At 72.4% G+C, this 21237-nt stretch carries 19 protein-coding genes; 12 read left to right on the top strand and 7 right to left on the bottom strand.

The annotated features are described in order from the left end of the window. Position 1: 1 nt before the first annotated feature. The 4 genes from AB0J67_RS04805 to AB0J67_RS04790 form a co-directional block, all read right to left on the bottom strand. Positions 2–1015, bottom strand: a complete 1014-nt coding sequence (locus AB0J67_RS04805) for a MoxR family ATPase (RefSeq protein ID WP_363476282.1) — start codon at positions 1013–1015, stop codon at positions 2–4. A 93-nt stretch (positions 1016–1108) separates the two neighbouring features. Next, positions 1109–3730, bottom strand: a complete 2622-nt coding sequence (locus AB0J67_RS04800) for a fibronectin type III domain-containing protein (protein ID WP_363476281.1) — start codon at positions 3728–3730, stop codon at positions 1109–1111. 122 nt (positions 3731–3852) lie between these two features. After that, positions 3853–5391 (bottom strand): tetratricopeptide repeat protein, encoded by a 1539-nt coding sequence (locus tag AB0J67_RS04795; RefSeq protein WP_363476279.1) that lies wholly within the window; start codon positions 5389–5391, stop codon positions 3853–3855. A gap of 131 nt (positions 5392–5522) precedes the next feature. Continuing rightward, a complete protein-coding gene (locus AB0J67_RS04790) occupies positions 5523–5792 on the bottom strand; it encodes a Smr/MutS family protein (protein WP_363476277.1) in 270 nt (89 codons plus the stop codon). Between the two features lie 309 nt (positions 5793–6101). Here AB0J67_RS04790 and AB0J67_RS04785 point away from each other — a divergent pair, with 309 nt between their 5' ends. From AB0J67_RS04785 to AB0J67_RS04770, 4 genes are all read left to right on the top strand, one after another. Beyond that, on the top strand, positions 6102–7898 hold the full coding sequence (locus AB0J67_RS04785; RefSeq protein WP_363476418.1) for a M14 family zinc carboxypeptidase: 1797 nt from the start codon (positions 6102–6104) through the stop codon (positions 7896–7898). A 121-nt stretch (positions 7899–8019) separates the two neighbouring features. Further along, positions 8020–8637, top strand: coding sequence for a GPP34 family phosphoprotein (locus AB0J67_RS04780; RefSeq protein WP_363476275.1), 618 nt, complete (start codon positions 8020–8022; stop codon positions 8635–8637). A 61-nt stretch (positions 8638–8698) separates the two neighbouring features. Next, positions 8699–10207, top strand: a complete 1509-nt coding sequence (locus AB0J67_RS04775; RefSeq protein ID WP_363476274.1) for an APC family permease — start codon at positions 8699–8701, stop codon at positions 10205–10207. Then, complete coding sequence (locus tag AB0J67_RS04770) at positions 10204–10797, top strand: GNAT family N-acetyltransferase (RefSeq protein WP_363476272.1); 594 nt, start codon at positions 10204–10206, stop codon at positions 10795–10797. The genes AB0J67_RS04775 and AB0J67_RS04770 overlap by 4 nt, the downstream gene beginning before the upstream one ends. 67 nt (positions 10798–10864) lie before the next feature. On the opposite strand, the gene AB0J67_RS04765 is transcribed toward AB0J67_RS04770, so the two are convergent. Together AB0J67_RS04765 and AB0J67_RS04760 are read right to left on the bottom strand one after the other, a co-directional pair. Then, positions 10865–11584 carry a sterol desaturase family protein gene (locus AB0J67_RS04765; RefSeq protein WP_363476270.1) on the bottom strand — a complete coding sequence of 240 codons (720 nt, stop codon included), beginning with the start codon at positions 11582–11584 and terminating at the stop codon, positions 10865–10867. Positions 11585–11675: 91 nt separating this feature from the next. Next, on the bottom strand, positions 11676–12401 hold the full coding sequence (locus tag AB0J67_RS04760) for a GntR family transcriptional regulator (RefSeq protein WP_363476269.1): 726 nt from the start codon (positions 12399–12401) through the stop codon (positions 11676–11678). Between the two features lie 190 nt (positions 12402–12591). Between AB0J67_RS04760 and AB0J67_RS04755 the strand changes: the two genes are divergently transcribed. The 7 genes from AB0J67_RS04755 (at position 12592) to AB0J67_RS04725 (ending at position 18431) form a co-directional block, all read left to right on the top strand. Further along, a complete protein-coding gene (locus AB0J67_RS04755; protein WP_363476267.1) occupies positions 12592–13008 on the top strand; it encodes a helix-turn-helix transcriptional regulator in 417 nt (138 codons plus the stop codon). Between the two features lie 130 nt (positions 13009–13138). Continuing rightward, the gene (locus AB0J67_RS04750) at positions 13139–14581 is read left to right on the top strand and encodes an APC family permease (RefSeq protein WP_363476265.1); all 1443 of its coding nucleotides are present in this window, start codon (positions 13139–13141) and stop codon (positions 14579–14581) included. A 3-nt stretch (positions 14582–14584) separates the two neighbouring features. Further along, positions 14585–15589: an acetamidase/formamidase family protein gene (locus AB0J67_RS04745; protein ID WP_363476263.1), complete on the top strand. Its 1005-nt coding sequence runs from the start codon at positions 14585–14587 to the stop codon at positions 15587–15589. A 75-nt stretch (positions 15590–15664) separates the two neighbouring features. Next, a complete protein-coding gene (locus AB0J67_RS04740) occupies positions 15665–16303 on the top strand; it encodes a GPP34 family phosphoprotein (protein ID WP_363476261.1) in 639 nt (212 codons plus the stop codon). Positions 16304–16429: 126 nt separating this feature from the next. Beyond that, positions 16430–16714 (top strand): hypothetical protein, encoded by a 285-nt coding sequence (locus AB0J67_RS04735; protein WP_363476260.1) that lies wholly within the window; start codon positions 16430–16432, stop codon positions 16712–16714. Positions 16715–16867: 153 nt separating this feature from the next. Beyond that, positions 16868–17590 (top strand): histidine phosphatase family protein, encoded by a 723-nt coding sequence (locus AB0J67_RS04730; RefSeq protein WP_363476258.1) that lies wholly within the window; start codon positions 16868–16870, stop codon positions 17588–17590. Continuing rightward, positions 17574–18431: an NAD(P)H-hydrate dehydratase gene (locus tag AB0J67_RS04725; RefSeq protein ID WP_363476256.1), complete on the top strand. Its 858-nt coding sequence runs from the start codon at positions 17574–17576 to the stop codon at positions 18429–18431. Before AB0J67_RS04730 ends, AB0J67_RS04725 begins: the two co-directional genes overlap by 17 nt. Before the next feature lie 72 nt (positions 18432–18503). Here the strand turns inward: AB0J67_RS04725 and AB0J67_RS04720 are convergent, their stop codons facing one another. Then, positions 18504–19685 carry a cation:proton antiporter gene (locus AB0J67_RS04720; protein WP_363476254.1) on the bottom strand — a complete coding sequence of 394 codons (1182 nt, stop codon included), beginning with the start codon at positions 19683–19685 and terminating at the stop codon, positions 18504–18506. Positions 19686–19899: 214 nt separating this feature from the next. Between AB0J67_RS04720 and AB0J67_RS04715 the strand changes: the two genes are divergently transcribed. After that, positions 19900–21219, top strand: a complete 1320-nt coding sequence (locus AB0J67_RS04715) for a fibronectin type III domain-containing protein (protein ID WP_363476252.1) — start codon at positions 19900–19902, stop codon at positions 21217–21219. Positions 21220–21237 lie beyond the last annotated feature (18 nt).

Genomic DNA, 21237 nt, shown 5'->3' with positions numbered 1-21237 from the left:
GTCAGGCGTGCCGGCCGGAGGCGGCGGCCTCGGCGGAGTGCTGGCCGGGCAGCGGCACCGGCACCGCCGCCACGGCCTCGCGCAGCACCTCGGTCGCGGTCACCCCGCGCAGCTGTGCGTCGGGGGTGAGCAGCACCCGGTGCGCGAACACCGGCTCCAGCAGGGCCTTGAGGTCCTCGGGCAGCACGTAGCCGCGGCCCTCGGTGAGGGCGTACGCGCTGGCGGCGCGGGTGAGCGCGATGACGCCGCGGGGGCTGACGCCGACGCGGACGTGCTTGTGCTCGCGGGTCGCGGCGGCCAGCCGGACGGCGTAGGCGTACAGCGGGTCGGCGATGTGGACCCGGTGCGCGAGCGCGACGGCCTCGCCGATGGTCTTGGTGTCGGTGACGGGCGTGATCGCGTCGGGGGAGCGCAGGTTCGCGCCGCGCAGCACCTCGATCTCGACGGCCTCGTCGGGGTAGCCGACGGACAGCTTCAGCAGGAACCGGTCGAGCTGGGCCTCGGGCAGCCGGTAGGTGCCGTCCATCTCGACCGGGTTCTGGGTGGCGACGACGAGGAACGGGCGGGGCACCGCGTGGCGTACGCCGTCTACGGTGACGTACCGCTCCTCCATGACCTCCAGCAGCGCCGACTGGGTCTTGGGCGAGGCCCGGTTGATCTCGTCGGCGATGACGATGTTGGCGAAGATCGGGCCGGGGTGGAACTCGAACCCGCGGTTGGCCTGGTTGAAGATGGTCACCCCGGACACGTCGGAGGGCAGCAGGTCCGGGGTGAACTGGATGCGCCGCCAGGCGCCCTGCACCGACGCGGCGATGGCGCGCGCCAGCGTGGTCTTGCCCGTGCCGGGCACGTCCTCCAGCAGCACGTGGCCCTGGGCGAACATGGCGACCAGCCCCAGCCGGACCACCTCCGGCTTGCCGAGCACCACGGTGGAGATGGCGCCGGCCAGCTTCGCGGTCAGGTCGGCGAAGGCGCGCACCTGGCCGGCGGACAGTGGTGGGAGGGGCTGGTTCATCGCGGGTCGTGTCCTTTTAGCTCGATTTGTGGGTGGAAACGGTGCTTCCCCGGCGCGCCGCCGCTGGGCGGGCACGCCGGGGAAGCGGGTGGTTCAGCATTCGGGCAGGTTACCCAGGCTGTCCCCGTCGTCGAGGTTGAACCAGATGAACGGGATGTAGCGCTGGGCGCCCTTGAAAGTGATCTGCACCCACTTGTCGCTGCGCTTGTTGTTGTTGTACTTGGCGGCGAACAGCTCGGCGCTGCCCTGCTGGTTGCCCTTGGTGCCCTGCTTCCAGCAGAACGCCTTGTACGTGGTGCCGTTGTACGCGTCGCCGACGGCCTCGTTGGACTGCTGCCGCGAGTTGGAGTAGACGCCCACGCCGCTGGAGCAGTCGATGTAGGAGTCGCCGTTGACGCAGCGCACGGTGCCGTTGAGCTGCCGGGTGGTGACCGACACCGCGCCCGAGGTGGCCGCCTTGCCGGTCGCGTTGGTCACCGACACCGTGAACTGGTAGCGGGTGTCGGTGGCGACCTCGTTGACGGTGTAGCCGCCCGCGCCGGTGTTGCAGCCGATGTCGCGGGCCGCGCCGTTGATGGTCAGCGTGCAGGTGGCCGTGCCGCCGCCGTCGTCGTAGGCGAACTTCACGGTGAAGTTCTTGTAGCCCACGGCGCTGCCGGTGACGTTGGAGACCGATGCGTCGGCGATGGTCTTCGCGCTGGTGGTGCCCTTCGGGCCGGGCCCGGCCTCGTTGACCGCCGACACCTCGACTGACACGATCTCGCCGTCGGCGAAGCCGTCGAGGGTGGTGCCGGTGCCGTTGACCGTCTGGGTGTTGCCCTTGGCGGTCACCCGGTAGCCGGTGATCGGCCGGCCGTTGTCGGCGGGGGCGGCCCAGTCCACCTTGATGGTGCCCTTGGCCGTGCCGACGGTGGCCGCGGACAGGCTGCGCACCTGCTCCGGCTTGGTGAACGGCACCACGGTGCCCGAGGGCTGCGACACCTCCGAGCCCGCGCCCTTGTCGTTGACCGCGACCACGGTGAACGCGTACTGCGTGCCGTACTCCAGCTCACCGGCCTTGACGACCAGCTTCGTGGCGCCGGGGGTGGTACCGATGAGCGCGCCGCTGCCCGCGTTGACCGCGGTCACCTCGTACCGGCTGATCTTGCGGCCCTGGCCGTTGGCGGCGGTCCAGGAGACCTCGACCGTGCCGTCGGGCTTCTCGACCGCATTCACCCCGGTCGGGGCGTCGGGCACCTCGCCGGTCGGCATGACCGGGTTGCTCTTGCGGCTCGGGCCCGCGCCCTTGCCGTTCACCGCGTGCACCGAGAACGTGTACGTCTTGCCGTTGACCAGCTTGTCGATGACCAGCGAGCGGTTGCGCGCGCCGACCGTCCAGGTCCGCCCGTCGCCCTCCACCACGTACCTGGTGATCTTCGAGCCGTTCTCGTTGGCGCGGCCCCAGCTCAGGCGCACCTGCGTATCGCCCGACGCGGCGGTCACGTTGCGCGGGGCGGACGGCTTGCCGATCGTCGGCGCGGGCGGGGGCGGCGGGGGCAGCTCCGGCGGCGGCTCGCTGCCGACCACGTCCTTGGCGAACTTGTCGACCACCTTCACCCGGTGCTTGTCGTCGACCACCCGCGCGGTCGCCGCGGCGGGGGCGTTGATGAACAGGTGGTTCTCGCGCACCTCGAGCTCCAGCGCGCCGGCGGCGCCGCGCACCTCGATGGTGTCGACGAGCTTGCCGTCGCGGTCGAGGGCGTACACCTTGCCGCTGCCGTCGTCGGCGACGTACAGCCGCCCGGCCCAGGCCACCGCCGGGCGCAGCCGGGTGCCGTCGCCGGGCACCGTGAACTCGCGGACCTGGTCGCCGTCGATGACGTACACGTGGCGGCCCTCGGTGATCGTCACCGGCACCTCGGACCCGGTGGAGCGGGTCGGCAGCTCGCCGCCGACGGCCTTGGTGACGTCGACCTTCTTCAGGTCGTCGCCGCGCAGCACGGTCAGCTTGCCGTTGGTCTGGTCGAGCACCGCGACGCCGTCGTCGAGCGCCGACAGCGCCAGGTCGTGGAACGCCTCGGCGACCGGCTCGGTGCGCACCAGCGACGGGCCGCTGCCGCCGGTGCCGCCCGACGGCGGCGACAGCGGCGCGGGTGTGATCGCCGACACGGTGCCCTGGCTCGGCACCGCGATCCAGAGCCGGCCGGTGCCGTCGAAGTGGCCGCCGGTGATGCCCGGCGGGTAGCGCAGCGGCTCGCCGATCGGCTGCAGCGTCGCCGCGTCGAGCTGCCGGACCACGCCCTGCACCGGGTCGACGATGAACGCCGACTGGTTGTGCAGCGCGACCTGGACGCCCAGGCCCGCCTGCGAGTCCTGGGCGGCGGTGACCTGCAGCGTGGCCGGGTCCAGCGCGTTGATGCGGCCGGTGTGCTGGTCGCGCACGATCAGGAACCGGTCGGACTGGCTGACCTGCACGAAGTGGCCCTTCGAGGCGGCCAGCGCCTGCGAGCGGGTGTCCACTTTGCCGGTGAGCCCGTTGACGCGGGCCAGCTCGCCGTTGGTCAGGCTCCACAGCCACGAGCTGCTGTCGTATCCAGCCGACACGTGGTCGCCGGCGCTGAGGCCGAACCAGGTCAGGCCCATGGCGACGACCATCGCCAGCACCGTGACGATGGTGACGGCGCCGCCCTTGGTCCTCGCCTTGCGTGTTATGGCACTCGGTGACAGATCCGCCATGGATCCAGCCCTCCCCCTGACGCGGGGCGGTGAGGTCACCCCGCTCGTCGACTGGCGTCCTTGCTCAAAGCCGTCGTCATCCTAGGCGTTGCAGGTCAAGGGTGAAAGTCGAGTGAGGACGCTCATCCCGTCACGCTGGGCGACGGTGCCGTCGCGGTCGCGCGCTTGGTGCACTGGGGTTCGGACTGCACCAGGTCGGTCTGGGAGTAGATGCTCATGATGACGAAGCAGTAGTCCCAGTTGCGGTTCAGGCCGCGCACGGTGTACTGCGTGTCACCGTTGGCGGGGGTGCCCATGCGCGCCAGCTGCTCGCCGGGGCGGCCGCCGAGCACGAGCTGCGCGGCGAGGCCTTCCGACGGGTCGTACCAGCTGATGGTGATGTCGCCGTTGGGCTCGCTGGTCAGCAGCACGTCCGCGGCGGGGCGGGGGTCGACGGCGGGCGGGTCGTCCTGCCCGTTCTTGGGCAGCACCACGAGCAGCAGGGTGGTGACGGCGGCGAGCACCGCGACCACGGCCGCGGCGGTGGCGGCGATGACCGGGCCCCGGTTGCGCCTGGCCGGCGGGGGTGCGGCCATCGGCTGGGTGAAGACGGTCGGCGCGGGCATGGGCTGCGGCTGCGCCTCGGGCACGTGCCGGGCGGGCGTCTGGGGCGGGGCCGTCACGGGGATGGCGGGCCCGCCGTACGGCGCCGGGGGCAGCTGCGGTCCCGCATGCGCGGGCGGCGCGGAGGCGACCGGCGGCGCGGTGTGGGTGTGCGGCGCCGGCGGCAGCTGCGGCGCGGGGGTCACCGGCGACGTCGGCCTGGTCTGCGGCCCCGGCGTCACCGGCGGGGTGGACGCCACCTGCGGGGTCGGCGTCACCGGCCCGATGGGCGGCGTCGGCGGGTTCGACGTGGGCGGCGTGGGGGTGACCGGCGGGGCCGGGGGGTTCTGCGGGCCGACGCCGACGGTGGGCCGGTCGATGCTGATCACCGGCAGGACCTGGGTCTGCGTATGCGGATGGTCCTGCTTCGGCAGCTGCGGGGTGCGGCGCTGGATCGGCTGCGTCGGCGGCTCGGCATCGGCAGCGGGGGCCGCCGACGTGCGCGGGTGCAGCACCTGGGTAGGCGGCTCCGGCTGCGGGTCGGGCGCGACCGGGCGCGTCTGTGTGGGCAGCACCTGCGTCGGCGGTTCGGCCTGCGCGGCGGGCGCGGCCGGCGGCGCGGGCGGGGTCGGGGCCGCCGGTGCGGGCGGGGCGTCGGGGCCGAGCCAGGCGCGGGCGGCGGCGATCTGCTGCGGGTCGAAGCCGGGCACCTGCGGGCCGTACTTGGCGACCCGGCTGTACTGGCGGCGGGCCTCGTGCCGGTTGCCGAGCTCGTCGGCGATCTGGGCGAGGTCGAACGACATCGACAGCATCATCGGATGGTCGTCGCCGAGGCGGTGGCTGCCGGCGTAGAGGGCGTTCTCCAGCACGCGCCGGGCCTGGGAGAGGTCGCCGGCCTGCCGGTGCAGGGTGGCGAGCAGGTGGCCGGTCGTCAGGACCTCGGGGTGATCCTCGCCGGCGGCCATGGTGGCGGCTTCGAGCGCCTGTTCCAGCAGCGTCCGGGCGCTGTGGAGGTCGCCGCGGTCGCGGCGGGCGAGGGCTTCGGCACGGATGTCGGACAGTGAGGTCGGAGACGGCACGCGCTACATGCTGCCCTTTCGGTGCCCGTTCTCGCCACCGCGGGTCCCATGATCCAGACGATCTTGCGCGAACTGTTGCCCTTTTGCCCGAAAGGAGTGTGTCGTACCCACACCTCGCGCAAGATCGGCGCTCAGCGGCGGCCGGGTTTGGCGTGGCGGAAATGTACGAAGAGGCGGCCGAAGTTCTTGGAGTCCTTCTCGATGCGGTGGTACATCTGCTTGATGTCCTTGCGCTCGAGGAAGCGCAGCACCGTCTTCTTGAGGGCGCCGGAACCCTTGCCGGGGATGATCTCGATCATGGGGGCCTTCTTGGCGACGGCCTCGGCCATGATGTCGTTGAGGGCGCGCTCGATGTCGCGTCCCTTGTTGAAGATCTCGTGGAGATCGAGTACCAGCTTCATCGGGATCGAGCATACCCGCTCTGAGCTGGTCGGCTGAGGTCGCCGCCGCCGCATCCGGGGCAGGGCCGCGCGGCGCCCATCTCAGAACGGGCCCTCCGCGGTGTTATGGGGTTCCGTCGTGGCTGCTCAGGCGGAGGTGGGCGGCGAAATCCTTTCGACCTGCGGCGGAGCAGGCACTGAGAGATCGACATATATTGCAATGACCATGATTCTGATGGTCTGCTGTGTGCCTCCTCGAACCCCTATTTGGAGGCAGACATGCGGAGACGGTTGTCCGTCCTCGTATCCACCGCGGCGCTCGCCGGAGCCATGGTCCTGACCGGGCCGGCCGACGGCGCCCCGATCGGCCCGGAGGTCACCGGCGCGTCGGGCCAGTACTCGGTCCTGAACGTCAAGACCCTCGACCAGCGCAACGCCATCGCCAGGACCGGTGCCGCGATCGACGGCTTCGACCACGGCGTGCTCGACATCACCGCCACCAAGGGCGAGATCAAGGCCATCCAGGCGCTCGGCTTCACCGTCGAGCAGGCCGCCGCCGAGCCGCACGCGCACGGCGACGTCGGCACCCTGGCGTTCCCGCCGGCGGACTCGAACTACCACGACTACAGCGAGATGATGGCGGTGATCAACTCACTCGCCTCGGCATATCCGTCGATCTTCCGGGTCACCACGATCGGCAACTCCTACGAGGGCCGCAACATGCCCCTGATCAAGATCTCGGACAACGTCGCCACCGACGAGAACGAGGTCGAGATCCTGTTCAACCACCACCAGCACGCCCGTGAGCACCTCACGGTCGAGATGGCCATCTACCTGATGAACATGTTCACCAGCGGCTACGGCAGCGACAGCCGGGTGACGAACATCGTCAACAGCCGCGAGATCTGGATCGTGCCGGACATGAACCCCGACGGCGGCGAGTACGACATCGCCACCGGCAGCTACCGGTCGTGGCGCAAGAACCGCCAGCCCAACAGCGGGTCGAGCAACGTCGGCACCGACCTCAACCGCAACTGGTCCTACCAGTGGGGCTGCTGCGGCGGGTCGAGCGGCACCACCAGCAGCGAGACCTACCGCGGGCCGTCGGCGTTCTCCGCGCCGGAGTCGCAGAACCTGCGCAACTTCGTCAACAGCCGGGTGGTCGGCGGCGTCCAGCAGATCAAGGCCAACATCGACTTCCACACGTACTCGCAGCTCATCCTGTGGCCGTTCGGGTACACCACGGCCAACAACCCCGCGGGCATGAGCGCCGACGAATACAACACCTTCGCCGCGCTGGGCCAGCAGATGGCCGCCACCAACCAGTACACCCCGGAGCAGTCCAGCGACCTCTACGTCGCCGACGGCACCTCCATCGACTGGATGTGGGGCGTGCACCGGATCTGGGCGTACACCTTCGAGATGTACCCGGGCAGCTCCGGCAGCGGCGGCGGCTTCTACCCGCCCGACGAGGTGATCCCGGCGCAGACCTCCCGCAACCGCAACGCCGTGCTGCTGTTCGCCGAGCAGGCCGACTGCCCGTACCGGGCGATCGGCAAGGAGGCGACGTACTGCGGCGGCGGTGGCGGCACCACGGTGTGGTCCGACACGTTCGAGACCTCGACCGGCTGGACCGCCAACCCGAACGGCACCGACACCGCGACCGTCGGGCAGTGGGCGCGCGGCGCGGCGCAGGCCACCAACTCCAGCGGCGCCAAGCAGCTGACCCCGTTCGCGGGCAGCAACGACCTGGCGACCGGGCTGTCGGCGGGCACCGCGGCCGGTGACTTCGACCTCGACGGCGGCGTCAGCTCCATCCGCTCGCCCGCGATCACGCTGCCGGCCACCGGCACGCTGGGCGCGAACTGGCAGTGGTACCTGGCGCACGGGTCGAACTCGTCCAGCGCCGACTACCTGCGCATCTCGATCGTGCACAGCGGCGGGACGACGGTGCTGTCCACGATCAGCGGCGCGGCGAGCAACCGCAACGGCGCGTGGGGGGCGGGTTCGGCGAACCTGACCGCGTACGCGGGCCAGAGCGTGCGCTTCCTGGTCGAGGCGGCCGACGCCAGCACGGCGAGCCTGGTCGAGGCCGGGTTCGACAACCTGACGGTCACTCAGTCGTAACACCGTTTTCACCAGCAGGGCGTCCGATGTGCGCATCGGGCGCCCTGTCCGTCGATCTGGGAGCGTTAACAGCTCGTGGCCGACCGTGACAGGGCGTAGATCCATTCTGTAGGGTGCGTCCGTGCCAATCGCCGACGAGTTCTACTTGATGACGCATGACGATGTCAGCGGTGACTCCCGGCTGCACGCCAAAGCCGTCGGTTTCGGGCTCGCCGCCGCGCTGCTGGCCGAGCTGTGCCTGCTGGACCTGGTGCGTCCCGCCGTCGAGGGGGTGGCGGTGCGTCAGGCGCCGCCGCCGCCTGACGCGCTGCTCGCCCGGGTGCACGGCCAGCTGCTGGCCGAGCCGCAGCTGCATCCGGCCCGGGACTGGCTGGCCTTCCTCGGTCGCACCGCGGAAGCCGACATCGCCGTCAGATTGACCGCCGCGGGGGCGCTCCAACTGGTCGAGACGCGCCGACTGCTGGGCGTGCAGCGAAGATTCATGCCGGTGTCCGTCAATGACGCCGCGTGGCCCGCGGCCCGGATCATCGGGCGGCTGCGCCGCCAGGAGGACCTGGTCCTGCCAGACCGGATCCTCGCCGGGCTGGTCTTCGCGACCGGTCTGAGCAACACCTTCGCCTGGGACGACGTGCGAGGTCGCAGTCTGGCCAACATCATCGCGGTGCTCGACGAGCCGCTGCGGGTGCTGATCGCCGAGACCGAACTCGCCGTCAGCAAAGGCGTGGCGACGCTCACCTGAACCATCCCCGACCCCCTACTCACCCCCCTCACCCCCCACCCCCCTTGTAAGGAGCAACACCGTGTCCGCACCCCCTAGCTCCGCGCTGTCCTCGGCGCTCGCCGCCGACCGGCTCGGCTCGGCCTCGGTGGCCTCGTTCGCGCTGACCGCGGCCGCACCGCTGATGGTCATCGGCGGCGTCATCGTGGCCGGCTGGGCCAACATCCAGGTCATCGGCTTCCCACTGGGCATCCTGATCATCGGCGCGGCGCTCGCGCTGTTCACCGTCGGCTACGTCGCCATGTCGCGGCACATCCGCAACGCCGGCGCGTTCTACTCCTACATCTCCCAGGGCCTGGGCCGCCCGGCGGGCGTCGGCGCCGCGCTGGTGGCGGTGCTGTCGTACAACCTGCTGCAGATCGGCCTCTACGGCATCTTCGGCGTGGCCACCGGCGGCCTGCTCAACGTGATGTTCGGCTGGGACATCTCCTGGTGGATCATCGCACTGGTCGGCTGGGCACTCACCACCGTGCTCGGCATCTCCCGCGTCGAGCTCAACAGCAAGGTGCTGCTGGTCCTGCTCGGCGCCGAGCTGCTCATCGTGCTGATCTACGACCTGGTGTTCCTGGCCAACCCGGCCGACGGCGGCGTCTCGTTCGCCGCGTTCAACCCGGACAACCTGTTCATCCCCGGCGCGCTCGGCGCGGTGCTGGTCGTCACCGTCACCGGCTTCACCGGTTTCGAGGCGGGCCCGGTCTTCTCCGAGGAGTCGCGCGACTCCCGGCGCACCATCGCGCTGGCCACCTTCGGCGGCCTCGCGGTCATGGTCTTCGTGTACGCGCTGACGTCGTGGTCGCTGACCGTGGCCACCGGCCCGGACAACATCGTGGCCCAGTCGCAGGAGCACGCCGCCCAGGCCGACCTCATCTTCGCGCTGGCCGGCACGCACCTGGGCGCGGTCGCCGCCGACATCGGCAACGTGCTGCTGGTGACCAGCATCTTCGCGGCGATGGTGTCCTACCACAACACCGTGGCCCGCTACACGTTCTCGCTGGCCCGCGAGGGCGTGCTGCCGCGCTCGCTGGCCCGCACCGGCGCCCGCTCCGGCGCCCCGGTGGCCGCCTCGGTGCTGCAGAGCGTGCTGGGCTTCGTCGTGATCGCGGTCTACGCCCTCGCCGGCTGGGACCCGTTCACCCACCTGTTCTTCTGGCTGGGCATGACCGGCGGCTTCGGCATCCTGCTGCTGCTCGCCGCGACCAGCGTCGCCGTGGTGGTGTACTTCGCCAAGGACAAGCGCGGCGAGAACGTGTGGACCCGCCTGGTCGCCCCGATCCTCGCGGCCGCGTTCCTGATCTGGGCGGCGCAGCAGACCGTGCGCGACTACGGCACCATGCTGATGGTCGAGGAGACCGACCCGGTGCGCTGGATCCTGCCCGGCCTGTACCTGGTGCTCGCCGTCGTCGGCATCGTCTGGGCGGTGGTGCTGCGCGGCAGCAACCCGGCGCTGTACCAGGGCATCGGCCGGGGCGTCGAGGCCGGCCAGGTCAATACCGCCGCCGCCGCGCCGGAGGCCGAGAAGGTCGGGGTATGACCCGCCCGGACGCGGTGGAGGCGGCGCCCGCCGTCGACACCGCGGCCGCGGGCCGGCTCATCGCCGGCGCCTTCCAGCAGCTGGCCGTCTCGGCGTGGCTGATGGACGACGCCGCCGAGCGCGAGCGGATCATGGGCGTGCAGTTCGGCTGGTTCGCCGAGCACGCGCTGAAGTACGGCGCCGTCGACACCATCGGTGACGACGCGGTCGCGGTCTGGTTCGACGCGACCACCGACGCGCCGTGGATCGACGGGTACGACGAGCGGCTGGCCGAGCTGGCCGGGCCGCACCTGGCCCGGTTCACGCTGCTGGACGAGGTGTTCGCCGCGCACCACCCGCACGGGCGGCCGCACTTCCACCTGGCGCTGCTGGCCGTGGCGCCGGGGCGGCAGAACGCCGGGCTGGGCGGGCGGCTGCTCACGCGGCGGCTGGCGCAGCTCGACGCCGACGGCGTCGCGGCGTACCTGGAGGCCTCGACCACCGGCTCGCGGGACCTGTACCTGCGGCACGGGTTCGAGCTGATGGGCGAGGCGTACCACCTGCCCGGCGGCGGCCCGCCGATGTACCCGATGTGGCGCGAGCCGCGCTGACCCGCGGCCGCCACGAGCGAAGCCCCGTTCACGCCCGGCGTGCGCGGGGCTTCGCTCGTGGTGGGGGTCAGCCCGCGGCGTGCAGGTTCTTCGCGGTGGGGGAGACCGGCACGGCGGCCGGGTCGGGGAAGGTGCCGAACAGGCGGTCGGCGGTGCCGCTGCTGGTGACGGTGAACCAGTAGTGCTCGTTGCGGTAGTGGTGCAGCCGGTGGTTGCGCCACACGGCCTTGTACAGGCGGCTGCGGGGCCGGTGCTCGCTGTGGATGAGGTAGTGCGTCCACTCGTAGGCCAGTCCGACCGCGGCGACGGCCGCGATGAAGGTGAGCGCCTGGCCCAGCCGCGGGAACGCCAGCAGCGCCAGGGCCGCGTACCCGGCGATGACGGCGGCCAGGGACCGCCACGGGATGAACACCAGCGGGACGTCGCGCGGGTCGGCGTGGTGGCGGCGGTGGTCGCGGGCCAGCTCGGTGTCGACCGTCAGCCGCCCCACGGTGCGCGGCCGCCAGTGCAGCACGAACACGTGGACCAGCCATTCCAGGAGGGGGAACAGGGCAACCAGGACCACGGGCGCCCACAGGTCGCCGCGCTGCCAGCCGCCCTCCGCGATGCGCCAGGTCAGCGCGGCGGCCAGCACGGCGAGGATCATCCAGGGGCTCGGGTGCCGCCAGAACCGGCCGAAGACCTGGCGCAGCGGTGCGGCGGCGCGGCGGCTTGCGATGTCGGCCTCGTCTTCGGCCAGGCGGCGGCGGGCGGCGCGCTCGGCGGCGGCCTTGTCGTCGGAGGTCACGGCTGGGCTCCTTCCAGGAGGTGGCGATCGGTCTTCCGTCGGGAAGGCCACGGCCGGGCAGGCAGGTGACGGCCGGTCTTCCGGCGGCAGGTCAGGGCTGGGCGCGTTCCAGCGCGTCGAGGGCGCGCAGCAGCTCCCGGGTGGCGTTGCCGAGCAGGTCGTGCGCCAGGCGGTGGGCGTCGTCCGGCCGGCCCTGAGTGATCGCCGCGGTCAGGTCGCGGTAGTCGCCGACCCGGTCGACCTCCGCCGCCATCACCGTGGCCAGGGCCGCGAGGGCGGGTTCGTACGCGGCGCGCAGGCTGTTGAACATCAGCCGGAACGCGATCGAGTCCGCGGCCTCGACGACGTGCGCCCAGAACGCCAGCGCGCGCCGCTGCCGCCCGACCGGGTCGGTGTCGTCCGCGATCGCGGCGACGGCCCGTTCGAGCACGTCGCGGGCGGCGGGGCCGCCGCGCCGGGCGGCCAGCTCGGCGACCTTCGGGCCGACGGCCAGGCGTGCTTCGAGGATGCTGCGGGCTACCGACAGGTCGACGTCGCCGCCGGGCAGCAGCAGGTGCGGGAGCAGGTCCAGGCCGCCGGAGCGGCGGAAGTCGGCGACCGTGGTCGAGCCGCCCTGCCGGACGTCGACGAGCCCGGCGTGGGCCATGCGCTGCAGCGCCTCGCGCACGGCGGGGCGGCTCACGCCGAGGGCCTCGGCGAGGCGGCGCTCGCTGGGCAGCGGCTCGCCGGGGCGGTAGCTGCCGTCGACGAGCTCGCGCAGGATCTGGTCGTACACCTCGCCGGGCACCGAACGTCGCCGGATCTTCTCCAGGGCCATGGGTCCACGGTGCGCCCACATTGGTCAGGTGGTCAAGTGGTCAGACCAGTTCTGGCACACCGAAGGTCGCAGAAATCCATGCATGGACTCATGCAATTGGTTGCGGTTTACTGTCTGCGGTTTCCGCCGCATGGGGGGCGCGGTATACGGTACGTCCTTTGTGGATACTGGAACCCCTCGGAGGCGGGGTATGACCGAGCCTTTCTCCGGCCGCGAGCAGGCGGCCGCGGCGCGTGACTTCGCAGCTCAGCTGCGCTGGTGGCGGAGCGTGCGCGGATACTCGCAGGGCAGGCTGGCACAGCGGATGCCGCACAGTGAGGCGATGATCGCGAAGGTCGAGTCGGGCGAGCGCTGGCCGACCGAGGACCTGGCGCGCCGCTGCGACGAGGTGCTGCAGACCGGTGGGGCGCTGGCCGGGCTGTGGCCGGCGGTGCGGGTCGAGCAGCAGGCCAGCGACGGCCGGCGGCGCAGGCGGCGGGACGCCGACGGCGGGTCGGTGGCCGACGCGCGTCGACTGCTGTCGATGGTGCTCGCCGACACGAACCTGTCGGCGACTCACCCGTTCGTCCGGGAGGCACTGGCCGCATTGGACGGAGCGGACAACTAGCCGTTCCATTCACTTGTCCGGATGGGACACCTATCCGACGCGCCGGTAGTGGTCGCCAATGGGAGCGCAGGCGTGCGCGGCGCGCCACTCTACGTCAACATCTGCCATCACTGGAGGCTCGGATATGTCCGTGCTAACGCCTGCCCCGGCGGCCGCGGGGGACGCGGCAACGCCGGCCGGCGACCCCGATCTCAGCAAGTTCGGGTACACCCCGCAGCTGCGGCGGTCGCTGGGCTTCACCGACCTGCTGTTCTACGGCCTGATCTACATGGTGCCGATCGCCCCGTTCGCGATCTTCGGCTCGGTGTACCAGGCGTCGTCGGGCATGGTGGCGCTCGCGTACGTGGCGGGCCTGATCGTCATGCTGTTCACCGCCTCGTCGTACGCCCAGATGATCAAGGCGTTCCCGATCGCGGGCTCGGTGTACAACTACGCGGGCCGCGGCATCCACCCGGCGGTCGGCTTCGTCGCCGGCTGGGCGATCATGCTGGACTACTTCCTGGTGCCGGGCCTGCTGTACCTGGTCGCGTCGGTCACCATCGAGGCCGCGGTGCCGGCGGTGTCGGCGTGGATCTGGCTGGTCGCCTTCGTCGCGATCAACGCCGTCATCAACTACTTCGGCATCCGCCTCACCGCCGTCGCCATCAACATCATGATCGCCGCCGAGCTGCTGGTGCTGGGCATCTTCCTGGTCATGGGCGTCATCGGCCTGGCCGAGGGCCGCGGCAACGGCGACTGGACCGCCGCGTTCTTCAGCTCCGACAACTTCAGCTTCGGCCTGGTGCTCGGGGCGGTGTCGGTCGCGGCGCTGAGCTTCCTCGGCTTCGACGGCATCTCGATGCTCGCTGAGGAGAGCAAGGGCGGCGCCCGCCAGGTCGGCCGGGCCATGGCCGTGGTCCTGATGCTGGCCGGCCTCATCTTCATCGCCCAGACCTGGGTCGCCTCGCTGTTCGTCGCCGACCCGGCCGGGCTGATCAACGGTGACGCCGCCACCGTCGGCAACGCGTTCTACGCCGCCGCCGAGGCCGCCGCGGGCGCGCCGTGGCTGGCCACGCTGTGCCTGGTCGCCACCGCCATCGCGTGGGGCCTGCCGGACTCGATGGTCGCGCAGACCGCGCTGTCGCGCCTGCTGTTCGCGATGGCCCGCGACAAGCAGCTCCCGGGCTTCCTGGCCAAGGTGTCCAGCCGGCACGCCTCGCCGGTCAACGCGGTGCTGTTCACTGCGGTCATCTCGCTGGCCATCTCCGGCACGGCGCTGTACTACCTCACCGAGAAGGGCGAGGACACCATCACGCTCATCGCCACCATGGTGAACTTCGGCGCGATGATCGCCTGGCTGATGCTGCACGCCGCCGTGATCTGGCACTACGTGGTGCGCAACGGCAGCCGCAACTGGCTGCTGCACCTGGTCGTGCCGGTCGTCGGCGCCGGCCTGCTGGTCGCCGTGCTGGTCCACATGAAGATCTACACCCAGGTCACCGGCCTGGTCTGGGTCGGCCTCGGCCTGCTCACCCTCGTCGTGCTGTACGCGATCGGCCGCCGCCCGAGGCTGTCGGGCATCGGCGCGGAGTAGGCGATGAGTGAGTACATCGAGTTCGATCCGACCCCGGAGCAGCTGGCCTACACCTTCGGCGGGAACCCGCCGGTGGCGAAGGTCCGCCCCGGGGACGTGCTGAGGATCCGCACCGAGGACTGCTTCGGCGGCGTGGTGCGCGGCTTCGGCGACCTGCCCTCGCAGGTGTGCCGGTTCCCGTACCTCAACCCGGTCACCGGCCCCTTCTACGTGGCGGGGGCCGAGCCGGGAGACACCCTGGCGCTGCACTTCGTGTCGATCACCCCGGCCCGCGACTGGGCCGTGTCGAGCACGTTCCCGCACTTCGGGGCGCTGACGTCGACGTCGCACACGGCGACGCTGCAGCCGCCGCTGGAGGAGCGGGTCTGGGTGTACGACCTGGACCTGGCCGCGGGCACCGCCCGCTACTCGGCCCGCAACTCGCCGTTCACGGTGGACCTGCCGCTGGACCCGATGCACGGGACGGTCGGGGTCGCGCCGGGCGCGTTCGAGGCCCGGATGACGATCACGCCGGACGCGCACGGCGGCAACATGGACACTCCCGAGCTGCGGTCGGGCGTGACGGCGTACTTCGGGGTCAACGTCGAGGGGGCGTTGTTCGCCGTGGGCGACGGCCACGCCCGGCAGGGCCAGGGCGAGGTGTCCGGCGTCGCGATCGAGGCGGCGATGGACACCGTGCTGGTCGTGGACGTGATCAAGGGCGTGTCGACGCCGTGGCCGCGGCTGGAGTCCGACACGCACCTGATGGCGACCGGCTCGGCCCGGCCGCTGGAGGACGCGTTCCGGATCAGCCAGCACGACCTGGTCACCTGGGTGTCCGGGCTGACCGGGCTGGACCTGCTGGACTCGCTGCAGCTGGTCAGCCAGGCCGGGGAGGCGCCGGTCGGCAACGTCTGCGACACCAACTACACGATGGTGGCGAAGCTGGCCAAGTCCTATCTGGGCCGGACGAGCGCGTACGACGGTGTGCACGGCCGGTTGAAGGCGCTGGGCGCCGCACACCGGTAACAGGAGCTGGGCGATGTGGCCGGGGCGCGATCCCCGGCCACATCGCCGTTTCCGGAGGTCTATTGGGGGGAATCGATGGCAGGACTGGCGCTGGCCGACGAGCTGTTCCAGATGGGACACGACGAGTACAGCGGCAAGGTGCGGGTCAGCGTCGACATGCTCGGCTGCGGGCTGGCCGCCGCCGCGCTGGGCGAGCTGCTGCTGGCGGGCACGTTGTCGGTGCAGGACGGCAAGCTGGCCGGGTGGACCGCCCGGCAGACCGGCGATCCCGTCACCGACCAGGTCGTGGCGCAGTTGCAGCGGGTCGGTGCGGGACACGCGCTGCACCACTGGGTGGCGCACCTGCGTCCGGAGATCACCGAGCTGGTGGCGTACCGGATGGCCGGCAAGGGTGTGATCCGGCGCGAGACGAGCCGCAGCTTCACCGGCCGGGTGCAGACCCGGTTCCCGGCGAGCGACCCGACGGAGGCGACCCGTTCGGCCGTGCGGTTGGGTTTCCTGCTGGGGCGGCCCAGCGACTTCGATCCGCAGTCGGCGCTGCTGGCGATGCTGGCCACGGGAGTGGGGCTGGACATCGTCGCGCCGTCGCTGTCGGGCGGGCAGGTCCGCGACCGGCTGGCGCTGCTGCAGCGGTCCCTGCCTGCCGACCATCGCGATCTCATCCGGGCCGTCGACACGGCGGTGGCCGCGATCGCGCTGCAGTCGCACGCCTGAGCCGCCCCGGAAGCCATCGACGTTCGTGGGTGGCGACGGGGTCGGGGCCGCTGGTGTGCGCCGGTTTCGGGGGCGGCTGTCCCGCGACCCGGCACAGCTCGACGTCGTTGGGTGGTTATGAGCCATATGAAACGATTCGGCGCAGCCGTGCTCCTCGCGGGCGCTGCCCTGTCCTTGCCCACCGCCGCCAGCGCCGCCCCCGCGAACACGGCGGAGGCGCAGACCGGAACGCCGGAGGGCCTTCCCATCATCGGCGACCTGCTCGGCAACCTGCCGATCGTCGGCGGCCTGCTGAACAACCTGCCCCTGCCCGGCGGGGACCTGCTGCCCGGCGGCGGCCTGCTGCCCAGCCCCGGTGGCGCGCCCGGCGGCGCGGCGACCGCCGACGGCCTGGGCGGACTGCTCGGCTGATCTTCCCGGAGACGGCGTGGACGCCGGCCGTGCGCGGCCGCGCGTCCACGCCGTTTCCTGCGGCCCGTTCGCGGGTACGCGATCCCTGCCGGTGACCCGGCCGGGCGAGCCGCCCCGGCCGCCGAGCACCGGCCGGTGACGCAGGAAGGGAACATGGGCGAACTGGCATGGCTGGGCGTGGTGCGCCACGGCGAGAGCATCGGCAACCTGGCCGCGCTGCAGGCCGAGCGGGCCGGCGCGGAACGCCTCGACCTCGCCCCCCGCGACCCGGACGTGCCCCTGTCGCCACTGGGCCTGGAGCAGGCCACCGCGGTGCGCGGCTGGCTGCGCGAGGTGCCCCGGCCGGACCTGGTGCTGTTCTCGCCGTACCTGCGCACGGTCGAGACCGGCCGCGCCGCGACCGAGGGCCTGGACCTGTCCTGGAGCTGCGACGAGCGCCTGCGCGACCGCGACCTCGGGCAGCTCGACCTGCTCACCACCCACGGTGTGAGCCGGTTCTACCCGCAGGAGGCCGAGCGCCGCCACCGGCTCGGCAAGTTCTACTACCGCCCGCCGGGCGGCGAGTCCTGGGCCGACGTGGCCCTGCGGCTGCGCGCGCTGCTGGCCGACCTGCGCCGCGACCACGCCGGCGGCCGGGTCCTGCTGGTCACCCACGACGTCGTGGTGCAGCTCGTGCGCTACCTGGTGGAGGACGTCACCGAGCAGGAGCTGATGGAGCTGTCCCGGCGGCAGGTCATCGCCAACGCGTCGGTCAGCGTCTGGGCCGCCGACGGCGACGGGCGGCTGGCGCCGCAGACCTTCAACGACGTCGGCCACCTGCGCGCGCAGGACACGGCCCGCACCGCCGAGGAGGGCGTCCGTGCCGAACCCGTCTGAGCCGCGGGTGGTCACCGTGCAGCTGCTGCGCGACTGGCCGCTGCCCGAACCCGACGGCGGCAAGGACAGCCGCGGCACCGCGCTGGTCGTCGGCGGCTCCCGGCACACGCCCGGCGCGGTGCTGCTGGCCGGGGTGGCCGCGCTGCGCGCCGGTGCCGGGGTGCTGCAGCTGGCCGTGGCCGAGTCCACCGCGTCCGCGCTGAGCATCCAGGTGCCGGAGGCGCTGGTGCTGGACCTGCCGGAGACGCCCGGCCCGCTGCCCGTACGGCTGGCCGAGCTGGCCGCCGAGGCCTCGGCCATCGCGATCGGGCCCGGCCTGGCCGACATCGACCACACCGCGCAGATCATGCGGCACGTGCTGGACGCCGCACCGGAGGGCACCACGATCGTGCTCGACGCGTACGCCCTGGGCGCGCTCAGCCGCGACCCGTCGCTGACCACCGCCCGGCCGGGCCGCTACCTGCTCACGCCGAACCTGACCGAGGCGCGCTACCTACTCGGCGAGGACGACCTCGGCGACGACCTGTCCGCGGCGGCGCTGCGCATCGCCGAGCGCTACCACGCGGTGGTGTCGCTGTTCGGCCGCATCGCCGACCCGGACGGGCGCACCTGGTGGGAGCAGACCGGCGGCAGCGGCCTGGGCACCTCCGGCAGCGGCGACGTGCGCGCGGGCCTGGTCACCGGGCTGCTGTGCCGGGGCGCCGAACCGGCACAGGCCGCGTGCTGGGCCGCGTACGCGCACGCGGGCAGCGCCCAGCGGCTCGCGCCGCGCTTCGGCCGGATCGGGTTCCTCGCCCGCGAGCTGGCCGACGAGATCCCCGGCGTGCTCGCCGCCGTCTGAGCTTTCGGAACGTCACACCGGTCCCGTCCGCCGGTGCCCGGCGTGCGGTTCGCACGCCGGGCGGCGGGTTACTCAGCCCGGGGCGGCGCGGTGGCGGTGGACCCACCAGCGGGCGAAGTAGCGGGCCGACAGGCCGTGGACCAGGATGCTCAGGGCGATCACCACGACGACGACGTCGGCGACCCAGTCGGCGTCCAGGCCGGACAGCTGGTCCAGGGCGATGATGCCGAGCACCATGCTGTCCAGGCCGCGCGGGCCCCAGAAGCCCAGCGCCCACCGCTCCCGCCAGGGCACGCGGGTGCCGAGCAGCGACAGCGCCACCGGGATCATCCGGATCAGGGTGAGGCTCAGGAACGCGTAGACGAACACCCGCCATTCCAGGCCGTCCATGAACGCGGGGACGATCAGCGAGCCGAACACGAACCACACGGCGGCCGACAGCACGGCCGCGAAGTCCTCGACGGTCTGCAGGGAACTGCGCGGCATGTCCGGCGCGGTGGCGCGGGTGGCGACGCCGGCCACGAACGCGGCCACGAAGCCGTTGCCGTGCAGCACCTCGGCCAGCGCGAACGCGGTCACCGCGATGGCGAGCACGCCGACGCGTTCGGCCTCGGGGGTGCCCCAGCCGCGCTCGCGGCCCATGGTGATCAGCCTGGCCCCGCCGGCGCCGGTGATCAGGCCCGCGACCAGGGCAAACAGCAGTTCGATGAGGACGCTCTCGACGTCGACGGTGGCCACGGCGCCGGCGAGCAGCAGCAGCACGAGGGGCGCGGCGAGGCCGTCGTCGAGGCCGCTGACGACGGTGATGGTGTGGCGCATGCCGGCGGGCAGCCGGTGGTCGTGCAGCAGGGTGAGGATGGGGGTGGAGTCGGTGGCGGCGAGCACGGCGGCGGTGATGGCGCAGACCCACCAGCCGGCGCCGGGCAGCAGCGGGACGCCGGCGAGGAAGCCGAGCAGCACGGTGAGCGGGAACGCGATGACGAGCATGCGGATGGGCACGCCGCGCTGCTCGCGCAGCCAGCGCAGGCTGATGTCGGTGGCGTCGGTGAACAGGACGAACGCGAGGGTCAGCTCGACCAGGTGGCGTACGACGGGTCCGGTCACCTCGAGGTCGACGAGCGGGTTGGTGCCGCTGGTCAGGATGAGGCCGGAGGCGGCCATGGCGATGGGGACGGTGACGCTGTAGCGCTGTGCCCGGCGCGCGACGACCGCCCACGCGACGAGCACCAGGCCCAGCATCAGTACGGCGAGCACAGGCGACCCCTCACCCTCCCATTGTGGGCGATTTGGTCTGGTTCGGGGGGATGTTTGTGGCGGGGTTGGCGGGGGGTATGCGGGCCGGGTTCGTGTACCCGGTGTTCCGTCACGGCGTGCTGTCGCCTATGTTGTTGCCGCAGGGCCCCTGACCGGCTCGGCGCAGTTCCGGACGGGACTTACCGTGCCACGGCACGAGTTCAGGGGAGGCATGGTGGCACAGCCACATTCGGAGCAGGTGGAGCACGCCCGCGGGCTGGTCGTCGAGTTGGGGCGCCTGCTGGCCGACATCACGTCCCGGATGGACGTCGCAGAGGTGCACCAGCGGCTGCTCGTGCTGTTCGACGCGCCCGAGCACGACGCCCGCATCGACGCGATGGAGGTCGGCGAGGGCGAGTTCGCCGAGGTCTGGCTGGCGCTGCAGCAGGGTCTGGCGCTGCCGGCGACCGCGTGGGAGCAGGTCGTGCTGCCGACGGTCGTCGGGTTCAGCAGCCCGCAGCAGGAGAAGATCCGGCTGGAGCGCGCGACGTCGTACTGGCTGGCCGCCCGCAACGCCGTCAACGCGGTGCCGGACTATCCCGCCGCGGTGGCGGCGCTGGCCGCACCCGAGCCGGTGGACGCCGAGCGCAGCGGCCCGGTCATCGTGCCCGTGTGGCAGGAGGCCCCGCTGCGGCCCTCGACGTCGCCCGAGGCCGCGCCGGAGCCGGCCGAGCCGCGCCCGTCGCGTTCGGGGCCGGACCGCCGGGTGCTGGTGGCGGTGTCGGTCGCCGTGCTGGCCACGGTGACCGTGATGCTCGTGCTGCTCAACGGCAGGGCGGGCGAGGAGCGGCCGATCTCGCTGCGCGACGGCCAGCCGTCGCCCGGACTGTCGGCCGGGGTCGCCACCGGGGAGAGCGGACCGCCGACCACGCTGCCCACCGCGCCGCCGTCGGCGAGCGCCGCGCCCTCCCCGATGATCACCAATGAGCCGGAGCCGAAGCCGACCTGGCGGCCGCCGGCCCCGACCGCGGGCCCCACGGCGCGGCCGACGACCGCCCCGCCGGTGCCCCCGTCGGCGCCCCGGAACCTCACCGCCGTCGCCTCCGACACGCACCGGGTATGGCTCTCGTGGTCGCCTCCGACCAACGGCGGATCCGGCGGCGTCGCCTTCTACCGGATCCGGCGCGACGGTGTCTTCATCGGCTGGACGCGGTCGACCAGCGTGACCATCGACGGACTGGCGCCGGGCACCACGTACCGGTTCGCGGTGGTGGCCCTCAACGCGGCGGGACAGCCGTCGGGCCCGAGCAACCAGGTCACGGTGACCACCGCGTCGCCGCCGTCGCCGACCCCGCCGCTGCCGTCGCGCTCGCCGGTCCTGCCGTCGCGCTCGCCGGTGCCGCCCTCGCCGTCGGCACCGCCCTCGCCCCCGCCGTCGCCGGTGGAGCCGTCGCCGAGCGAGCCGGAGCCGTCGTCCGCGGAGCCGTCGCCGGCCGAACCGTCGCCGGTCGAGTCGTCGCCGGACCCGGAGCCGCCGGTGGACCCGGAGGTCTAGACCTCAACCCCGCGTGCC

This window comes from Catellatospora sp. NPDC049609, assembly GCF_040675365.1.
Classification (GTDB): domain Bacteria; phylum Actinomycetota; class Actinomycetes; order Mycobacteriales; family Micromonosporaceae; genus Catellatospora.
This window is presented reverse-complemented; position numbering and strand designations above follow the sequence as displayed.